Source organism: Paraburkholderia sp. GAS82, assembly GCF_050436285.1.
Taxonomy (GTDB): domain Bacteria; phylum Pseudomonadota; class Gammaproteobacteria; order Burkholderiales; family Burkholderiaceae; genus Paraburkholderia; species Paraburkholderia phenazinium_B.
The window spans coordinates 213,637-222,529 of sequence record NZ_JBNDLX010000009.1; the positions used below are offsets into that span (position 1 = coordinate 213,637).

The 8,893-nt window shown below is 61.4% G+C and carries 9 protein-coding genes; all 9 read right to left on the minus strand.

Annotated features, from left to right (window positions below; all coding sequences use genetic code 11):
* Nucleotides 1–12: 12 nt before the first annotated feature.
* Entirely contained in the window at nt 13–1,140 is a 1,128-nt protein-coding gene (locus P3T17_RS27065) for a flagellar basal body P-ring protein FlgI (RefSeq protein WP_429409527.1), read from the minus strand.
* Nucleotides 1,134–1,775, minus strand: coding sequence for a flagellar basal body L-ring protein FlgH (locus P3T17_RS27070; RefSeq protein ID WP_122156059.1), 642 nt, complete (start codon nt 1,773–1,775; stop codon nt 1,134–1,136). The genes P3T17_RS27065 and P3T17_RS27070 overlap by 7 nt, the downstream gene beginning before the upstream one ends.
* Nucleotides 1,776–1,790: 15 nt before the next feature.
* Entirely contained in the window at nt 1,791–2,564 is a 774-nt protein-coding gene (locus P3T17_RS27075; RefSeq protein WP_429409528.1) for a flagellar hook-basal body protein, read from the minus strand.
* The gene (locus P3T17_RS27080; RefSeq protein WP_429409529.1) at nt 2,561–3,286 is read right to left on the minus strand and encodes a flagellar hook-basal body protein; all 726 of its coding nucleotides are present in this window, start codon (nt 3,284–3,286) and stop codon (nt 2,561–2,563) included. Before P3T17_RS27080 ends, P3T17_RS27075 begins: the two co-directional genes overlap by 4 nt.
* A 20-nt stretch (nt 3,287–3,306) precedes the next feature.
* Entirely contained in the window at nt 3,307–5,394 is a 2,088-nt protein-coding gene (locus tag P3T17_RS27085; RefSeq protein WP_429409530.1) for a flagellar biosynthesis protein FlhA, read from the minus strand.
* On the minus strand, nt 5,391–6,461 hold the full coding sequence (locus P3T17_RS27090; protein WP_429409531.1) for an EscU/YscU/HrcU family type III secretion system export apparatus switch protein: 1,071 nt from the start codon (nt 6,459–6,461) through the stop codon (nt 5,391–5,393). The genes P3T17_RS27085 and P3T17_RS27090 overlap by 4 nt, the downstream gene beginning before the upstream one ends.
* A gap of 3 nt (nt 6,462–6,464) precedes the next feature.
* Nucleotides 6,465–7,217 (minus strand): flagellar biosynthetic protein FliR, encoded by a 753-nt coding sequence (locus P3T17_RS27095; RefSeq protein ID WP_429409532.1) that lies wholly within the window; start codon nt 7,215–7,217, stop codon nt 6,465–6,467.
* 4 nt (nt 7,218–7,221) lie between these two features.
* A complete protein-coding gene (gene fliQ / locus P3T17_RS27100) occupies nt 7,222–7,488 on the minus strand; it encodes a flagellar biosynthesis protein FliQ (protein ID WP_122156053.1) in 267 nt (88 codons plus the stop codon).
* 189 nt (nt 7,489–7,677) lie between these two features.
* Complete coding sequence (locus P3T17_RS27105) at nt 7,678–8,820, minus strand: tetratricopeptide repeat protein (RefSeq protein ID WP_429409533.1); 1,143 nt, start codon at nt 8,818–8,820, stop codon at nt 7,678–7,680.
* Between the last annotated feature and the right edge of the window lie 73 nt (nt 8,821–8,893).

Sequence of the window (8,893 nt, forward strand, 5' to 3'; positions counted from 1 at the left end):
TTTCCTGATGATTTATTGAACGATGATGTCGGCGTGTAGTGCCCCGGCCGCCTTGATGGCTTCAAGGATCGCAATGACGTCGCGTGTACTGACCCGGCTTTTCGATAGTGCCTGAACCAGTTCGCCGACCGAGCCGTGGGGATAGGACGCGGCGACCGTCTGACCCGTTTCATCGACCGACATTTCGCTATTGCCGACCACGAGACTGCGTACACCGGGACCCGTAACACCGATCAGGTCCGGCTGTGACACCGAATACTGGGTCGCAACGGTGACACGAATGTCACCGTGCGAGATCGTGATCGGCGAAATGCGGGTGTCGCCACCGGCGACCACGGTGCCGGTACGCTCGTTGATGACGACGCGTGAATCCTGGTCGGGCACGACGCTCAGCGTTTCGATACTTGCGACGTATTGATTGAGGCTGCGCGACTCCCCCGGAGCACGTATCTGGACGGTATCGGCATCGACGGAACGTGCGCTCCCGCCTCCCATCGTCTGGTTGATCCGCTGAGCGATGCGTTCTGCCGTTGTCGCGTCCGCGTGTTTGAGGACGAAATTCAGGTAGCCATCCTCGGTGACGAGATCGGCGCGCACAGCGACTTCAACCACGCCGCCATCCGGCACGATGCCCACTGTCGGATGATTTTTCTGGCGCAGGTTGCCGTTCGCGTCATAGCGATAGCCGCCAACGGTTACGGGTCCCTGCGCCAGCGCGTAGACCTTGCGGTCGGGGCCACGCAGTGGCGTCATGATCAGCGTGCCGCCGCCAAGACTACGCGCGTCGCCCATGGAGGTGACGTTCACATCGATCTTCTGGCCGACGTTTGCCGAGGGCGGCAACGAGGCGGTAATCATCACCATCGCGACATTGCGGCTCTGCAGCTGATCCTGTGTCAGGTTGAGGTCGAACTGGGACATCATGTTCGTTATCGCCTGGCGGGTAGCCTGGTTGCGCGGCGTGTCGCCCGAGCCTGCGAGGCCGGAGACGATGCCGTAGCCGACCAGCATGTTGTCGCGCCAGCCGAGAAACGTTCCGAGGTCTTTCAGGCGCACTTCGCCGGTGGCCGCCTGGCCGATACCGAGCCAGCCAAACAGCAACGTGCAACAAAGGGACCGGGTGATGAGCCGCTTTACCATAATCCTAGCCATGCGAAGAGACGGGGAATCAGTCCGGGTTTGGAACGGTCGGTGATAAAGCCCTCGCCGACATAGTCGATCTTCGCGTCCGCAAGTCGGTTCGATTGAACGGTGTTGTTGGCGGTGATATCGACGGGGCGCACCCGGCCTTGCAGATGGATTTGCGTTTTCTCCCCGTTGACGTCGATTGCCTGGCTACCGGCGACGATCAGATCGCCGTTCGGCTCGCTTTCGGTCACGCGCGCACTGATCTGGGCGAGCAGGCGGCCGGTGCGCTGGATTTGCCCGCGGCCACCATAGTTATCGCCGAGACCGACTTGCGCGGCGTTGTTGCCGGCAAACATGGTGGAGACGTTGCCTTGCAGACCGACGTTGGTTTTGGTCGAGGTGTCGGCAGTGTTGCTCGCCGTCGAGTTCTCGTACACCAGGACTGTGACGATATCGCCGGGTTTCGAGGCACGTCGGTCCGCCGTGAGCGACTGATAGGTGTCGCTCTTGAAGAGATCGACTGCATGGGCGTGCGTAACGGCGCAGCAGAGTGCACCGAGGGCAACGACGGAAGATGCGGCGCAGCGTTGCGTTGAGCGTACGAGACCGGTCAGGCGCCGTGTGCCCGGCTGGAGTTCAGGTTGCATGTGTTCAGCAGATCTCTAACGCTTCAATCCGTTCGCCAGTGCCATCAACTCATCTCCGACCTGAACCAACCGTGCATTCGACGCATAAGCGCGCTGGTACAACATCAGACTGATGAGTTCGTCGGACAGGGACACATTGGATGCTTCGCTAAAGCCTTGCGCTAAGGTACCGGCGTTGTCTTCGCCAGGCTTGGCGCGCGAGACGACAAGACTTTCGTCCTGAATCTTGTAGACCCCATCCCCGGCTGATTGCAGCGCCCGCGTGTCTGCGGGCATCACCAGTTCCAGCTCGCCGATATTGAGCGGTTCGGCCTGATTCGGGATCGTCGCCTGCACCTGTCCGGTTGGCGAGATCGTGATGCCGGCTGCGTCGTGGGGCACCGAAATCATTGCCTTCAACGGTGCGCCGTTCGGTGCAGCAAGGTAGCCGTCGGCGCCGACATGAAGGACGCCGCCGCGCCAAAGGGTGGTTTGCCCGGAATCGGACGCCAGCTCGATAAAGCCGTCGCCGTGAATCGCCAGGTCCAGCGGGTTCCCGGTCGTGCGCAACTCGCCGGCAGTGAACACGTGCAGTGACGAGTCGGCTGCGACACCAGCAGGCGAATTGACGACGCCACTCGCGGTAGCGCGATTCAGCGGCGCCGCCGCCGAGGTCAGCAATTCCGAAAACGACACGACTCCGCGCTTGAATGCGGGCGTATTCATGTTTGCAATGTTGTTGGCGGTGATGTCAACCGCGCTCTGCTGCGCGTTTAGACCCGTCGCGCCGATATAGAAAACGTTGTTCATGCCTGGATATCTCCCAACCTCTGTAGAACCGTTCCGATCATGTCGTCATACGCATGCACGAGCTTCTGCCCCGATTCGATGCGCCGCATCGCTTCCATCATCTGCATCATGTCGTTGCCGACCGAGACGTTCGACGATTCGACAAAGCCTTGCACCAGTTGCGGCGGGTCGACGTCAACGGCTTGTGCTCCGTTCGCGTGGAACAAGCCATCGTCTCCACGTGTGAGCCGGGACGGATCCGGGAAAGTCGCGACGCGAATCACCACGGATGGGTTGCCGTCATCGACGAGTGTGCCGTCGCGTTCGACATGCCAGTTGTTCGAACGCACCACCACGTCGCCGCCCCCCATCGCCTGTAACGCCGCGCCCTTGCCGGTCACAAGGCGGCCGTCGGCGTCGCGCTGGAATGAGCCGAGGCGGGTGTAAGCGAGACCGCTCGAGGTAGCGACCTCGAAGAATCCCTGACCATTGATAGAGAGGTCGAGCGGGTTGCCGGTATGGATCAGCTTACCGGCAGCGAAATCGGTAGCGATGCCAGTGGGGGGCAGCGCATTCGCGACAGCGGAGCCGCCTGTTGCAGATCCTGCTGCAAGCACATCGTCGAACGCGATTTGCCGTTTGTAGCCAGGCGTGGCAACGTTCGCGATATTTTGTCCGGCTGTCTCGACGCGCCTTGTCTCGAGCGAGATCAGATCGGTCGCGAGGGTCATCAGGTTGTCCATGTTTAGTCTGCTTTCCTTGTTTAGGCGGCCTGCGCGGCAATGCCGTGTGACGTCGTCTGGCTGGGCGCCGCTTCGACGCTTACCATGGCGAACGATCTGAGGTTGACGGAGTGCGGCACCTCGTTCATCGACAACACGGCGAGGCGCGGCGCGACCCGGCGCGTAAATGTCTTGAGATGACGTCGGATTTCCGGGCGGCACAGCAGCACGGGCATCACGTTCTGTCGCATCATTGCGTCGACTTGTCCGCCAAGTCGCGCGAGGAAACGCTCCGCGAGCCGTGGATCGAGCACGAACGTGCCGGCGCCATCCGCGCCTTGCAGGTTCTGCACGATGGCCGCTTCGAGCGAGGGATCGAGGGTCAGCACGGCGAGCGCCTCGTGATCCCCCTGGAGTTGCTGGCAAATGCCGTGGCCGAGACGTTGACGCACCCGGTCGCTCAAACTGGCGGGGTCTTTCTCGTGGCGTCCGGTATCGGCGAGCACCTCGACGATGAGATCGAGATTGCGGATCGAGACCTGCTCGTTGAGCAGGTTCTGCAACACGTGTTGAACGTCGCTCAGGGCGAGCACGTTGGGCACCAGTTCCTCGACGAGTCCTGGTGCACGGCTTCGCACGCCCTCCAACATCGCCACGACCTCTGTGCGCGACAGCAATGCCGGCGCGTTGGCCTTGATGACCTCTGTCACATGCGTGATGAGAACGGTCAACGGATCGACGGCGGTGTAGCCGAGCGTCTTTGCCTGAGTCAATTGCGCGGAATCGATCCAGACCGCAGGCAGTCCGAACGCCGGATCTCTGGTGGCGATACCGGCAAGCTTGCCGCCGTGATCCGATGAGTGAATGGCGAGGGTCTTCTCGGGATAGAGCGTTGCGTGCCCAAAACGGTCGCCGAACAGCAGAATGCGGTAGTCGTTCGCCCCAAGCAGCGACCCGTCGCGGAAGACGACCGGCGGAACGTTAAGGCCCATTTCCGCGGCGTATTGCTTGCGAAACGTTGCGATGCGTTCGGCCAGAACGCTTTGCAGCGGTATCCATGCCCGGGTAAGCGCCGGCCCGAAGGAGACCTCAACCGCCGGCAATGCTTGCTGAAGTTCAACCGCACCTTGTGCCGCCACGTAGGGCGCTTCGCCTGCGTCGGTGCCGGTTGCTGCCGCCAGCTTGCGCCGTGCCAGCAGCCATGAACCAAGAGCCAGCGCCGCCAGGATCAGCGCGGGCCATTTGGGCATGCCGGGTAGCGCGAGCAGGGCGGCGAGCGCAACCATCACCAGCAGCTGGATCTTCGGGAACTGGATCAGTTGCCGAAGCACCTCATGACTCAGCTCGCCGTCTGCCGACGAGCGCGTGACGATGATCCCGGTCGCAACGGAAATGATCAGTGCCGGTACCTGGGTCACGATACCGTCACCGATGGTCAGCAGGGTGAACGTCTGCAATGCTTGCCCGAGCGGCATGCCCATTTGCGCAACCCCGACCGCCCAGCCGCCGAGAATGTCGATCAGCATGATGATGATGCCGGCAATCGCATCGCCCTTGACGAACTTGCTTGCGCCGTCCATCGAACCATAAAAGCCGGCCTCTTTCTCAAGCGCCTTGCGCCTGCGCTTCGCTTCCTCCTGGTCGATGAGACCCATGTTGAGGTCGGCATCGATACTCATCTGCTGACCCGGCATTGCATCGAGCACGAAGCGGGCCGCCACTTCCGAGACCCGTTGAGCCCCCGTGGTCACGACCACGTATTGCACCACGATCAGAATGAAGAAGACGATTAGCCCGATGACGAAATTCCCCTGAACGACGAATTCACCGATTGCGCCAATGACCTGACCGGCGTCCGCGCCGGACAGAATCAGGCGGGTGGCGGCGATATTTAGCGACAGCCGGAACAGCGTCGCGATCAGCAGCAGGGACGGGAACGTTGAGAACTCGACCGGACGCGACACATAGAACGTCAACAGCAGGATCGTGAACGCAAACGCAAAGTTGATGATGATAAAAAGATCCAGTGCCGCGGCCGGAATCGGCGTGAACAGGAGCAACAGGATGACGACCACCGTGAAGACCAGCGCCAGATCCGAGTGATTGCGCAGGCGTGACTGAAGCGTCATGCAGGCCTCGCTTGCGACGGCGCGCGACGAATCTGCAAATAGACAGCAGCCGTTCGGCTATACAGGTTGCCCGGCACTTCCCGCTCGAGCGGCGCCTTGAAATACAGTTCGCGCGCAAACGGTGGCACTTCGATGACTGGCACACCGTAGATAAATGCCAGTTTCCGCAGACGCAACGCGAAGTCGCCTGCGCCTTTGGCGATTACCGTTGGCGCGGACATGTGCGCCGGGTCGTATTTCAGACCCACTGCGTAGTGCGTGGGGTTGGTGACCACCACGTCGGCGCCGCGTACGGCCCGCATGCTGCGCGAGCGCTGCAGCAATTCCCGCTGCAACTGCCTGCGGCGCTGCTTGATGCGTGGATCGCCTTCGCGCTGCTTGACCTCCTGCTTTTGCTCATGACGGCTCATGCGCATTTTCTTGGCGAACGCACGCCGCACGATGGCCTGGTCGATAACAGCAAACAGCACGGCCGCTGCCAGAAGCAGGAAAACCAGATGCAATCCGCTTGCCGACAATTCACGGGCGAGGGCGTCGGGCAGAAGCGGAGCGTGCGCAGCGGTGACCGCGACCTTGGCGATCGTGAAATAAACGATCACGCTGTACACCAGCATCTTGAAGCATGCCTTGGCGGATTCGACCAGCGTCTGCATGGAAAACACGCGTTTGAACCCTTGGACCGGGTTGAGCTTGGTGAAATCGGCCTTTAAGGCATCCGGAGCGAACAGGAAGCCCGTTTGCAGCACTGCCGACGCCAGCGCGCTTGCGGTGATGATGCCGATCAACGGCGCAACCAGACGGGCAACCTGGGACATCAACGCACCCATGCGCATCAGCAGTGCGTGGCCGCCAACCGCAAGCATTCCCGCCTCGCCGAGGGCCTGCGCATTGAGCGAAGCAAAGCGCGACGCCAGTTCGTCGCCCCAGATCGCTAGATAGCCGGCACAACCGAGCAGGCTCACGGCCATCCCCAATTCCTGGCTGCGCGGCACCATGCCTTTCTTGCGGGCCTGGGCGAGTTTGTAGCCGCTCGCCTGTTCCGATTTGTTCTGTTCCGTATCGGCCATGGGCTAGAGTTGGGATGGGATGAATTCCAGCGCTGCGCTCATGAGCCGCAGCGTGGCCGGTGCGATGAGGCCTACGGAGAGTGCCATGACCCCGAGGGTTACAATCGTCTTGACCTGCAGCCCGAGCATCAGGGCATTCATTTGCGGTAGGGCGCGAGACATGAAAGCGATTGCCAGATCGAGCAGGAAGAGTGTGATGATCGTTGCTGCGACGGCAGTCAGGCCCATTCCCATGACCATGCCGAAGTAGCCGATAAATGCCTGCGGGCGGTCGAGCAGATGCGCTTGCCCGACGGGCACTACGTGGACTAACGTAGCGAGGAAGCGCAGCAGATCGTCTTGACCGTTGGCGGCAAAGAAGATCAAGCCGGCGACCAGAACCAGGATCGTGCCGAACATGGGTGCCTGGCTACGCGAGCCGGGATCGATCACCATCGCCAGGCCGTAACCCGCCTGCACGTCGAGCACACGGCCGGCAAATGACAACGCGGCGAACGCGGCCTGAAAAGCGAACGCAACCATCAGCCCGAGCAGGAGTTCGGAGGCAGTGGAAAGCATCAGGGCGCCATCGTCCTGATAGACACTCGCGGGGATGGGTTGTGCGAGGCACGCCGAAAGTGCCATGACAAGACAGACCCGAACCCGCAACGGGGTTTGGGTTTGAGAAAACGGCGGCGCCAGCACAAACACTGGGCCAATACGTAGCGACAGCAGCATGACGGACATCGCCCAGCCAACCCCGACTTCGACTTGCATCTGATCAGCCGAGGTTCGGAATATTGTTGAACAGAGACGTGGCGAAGCCGGTAAGACGAGCCAGCATCCACGGGGCGAGCACGACGGTGACGATGACGGCGACCGCCAGTTTGGGCACGTAGCTCAGACTCATTTCCTGCAGCTGGGTGACCACCTGAAAAACACTGACGAGCAACCCGACGACCAGCGTAGCGGCCAGAATGGGACCGGCTATCAGCAGACTGTTCCAGAACAGTTGAGACATCATCTGTAGAGCTTGGTCTGCTGACATTTTTCGCCCAATATCGGCCTATGATTTATGACGGTCTCTCGCTTTTTTTGAAAAACGATAGGATTGTTAATTGTAAGGTATGCGGATTAAGTAAATTGTCATGATTGTTTGATGTTAGATCTGGATCATGCAATCGGGGTGTAGCGAATGGTTCGCTGCAGCGGCCCGCGGCAGGTTGACGCCGTAGGTTCAGGACATCTTCGCGGCGCGGCGAGCGAGGGCCTGCGCGATGGTTTTGCCACTTGCATCGAGTGGGCGGTTTAGAGCCGCGTCCCGAATGGCGGCAGCAACGTCTGTTTCGCCATCCGCGTTGCTGAGCAGGCTTTGGGCTAACGCAGCCGATAGACACGCGCGGTCCAGTCGCAGCGCAGCGACGGAATGTCGCCTGGCGTCAGCCAGCTTGCCCTCGGCGAAATCGACTACGGCGAGACTGCCCGGCGCTTCCGCGAAGCCTCGATCGACACGGCCCGCTTCTTCGAAGCGGGTACGCGCACGGATCCGGTCGCCGTTCAGAAAATGTGCCCAGCCTGCGGCGATCCACGAGCCAGCGTGCGTCTTGAAAGCGGCGGCGGCGGCGTCCATCTGCGCGGCAGCCTCCGCGAACCGTTCCTGCGCGAGCAGCGCAAGACCGAGGCCAAGGAGCGCGCGCACGTTGTCGGGACGTGTTTGGAGCGCCTCGCTGAACAGCGCCATGGCGTCTGCGTTGTTCGCTTCGTCGAGCGTCAGCATGCCGCGAACGGTCAAGCTGTCGGCATTCTCGCGGGCCATGGCGGCGTAGCGGCGAGCGCCTTCGATGTCGCCTGCATCGAGCAGGGCGGTCGCGAGCAGGCCGGTGATTTCAGCACCGGTTTCCGGATTGTTCAGATGTGCCTCGGCGAGCGCGATGACTTCCTGCAGATGACCGAGGTGATGCAGCGCGCGGATCTTTAATGCGGTTGCTTGCGGTATAGCCGCAATGACGCGGCTGTCGAGCAGGCCGATCGCGTGCTCGAACCGACCTAGCATTGCCGCAGCGTACGCCGCGTTGTATCGCACGGCGGGGTCGTTCTCACGCGAAAGCAATTGCTCGAACGCGGCTAGTGCCACCTCGAAGTTGCTTTGCGACATAGCCGACAGGCCTTCGAGATTGAGCAACGCGGGTGGCAACGATCCCGTCGCCGCATTGTGGCGCTTCAGCAGTTCGTCGCAAACGTCGAAACACTGTGCGTCGTAGGCAGCAGTCGCGGCGGCGCCCAGCAGCGATACGTTGTGCGGGTCCGCGCGCAGAAAGTCCATCAGCCGGTCAAGGTGAGCGGAGGAAGTCGCTTCGGTGCGTTCGTGATGGGAATTCATGAAGCGGCAGGTTCTCTGAGTCGATCTCGATCGGGAGTGCGGGAATGATGCGGCCGAGGAGGTGCACAGATGC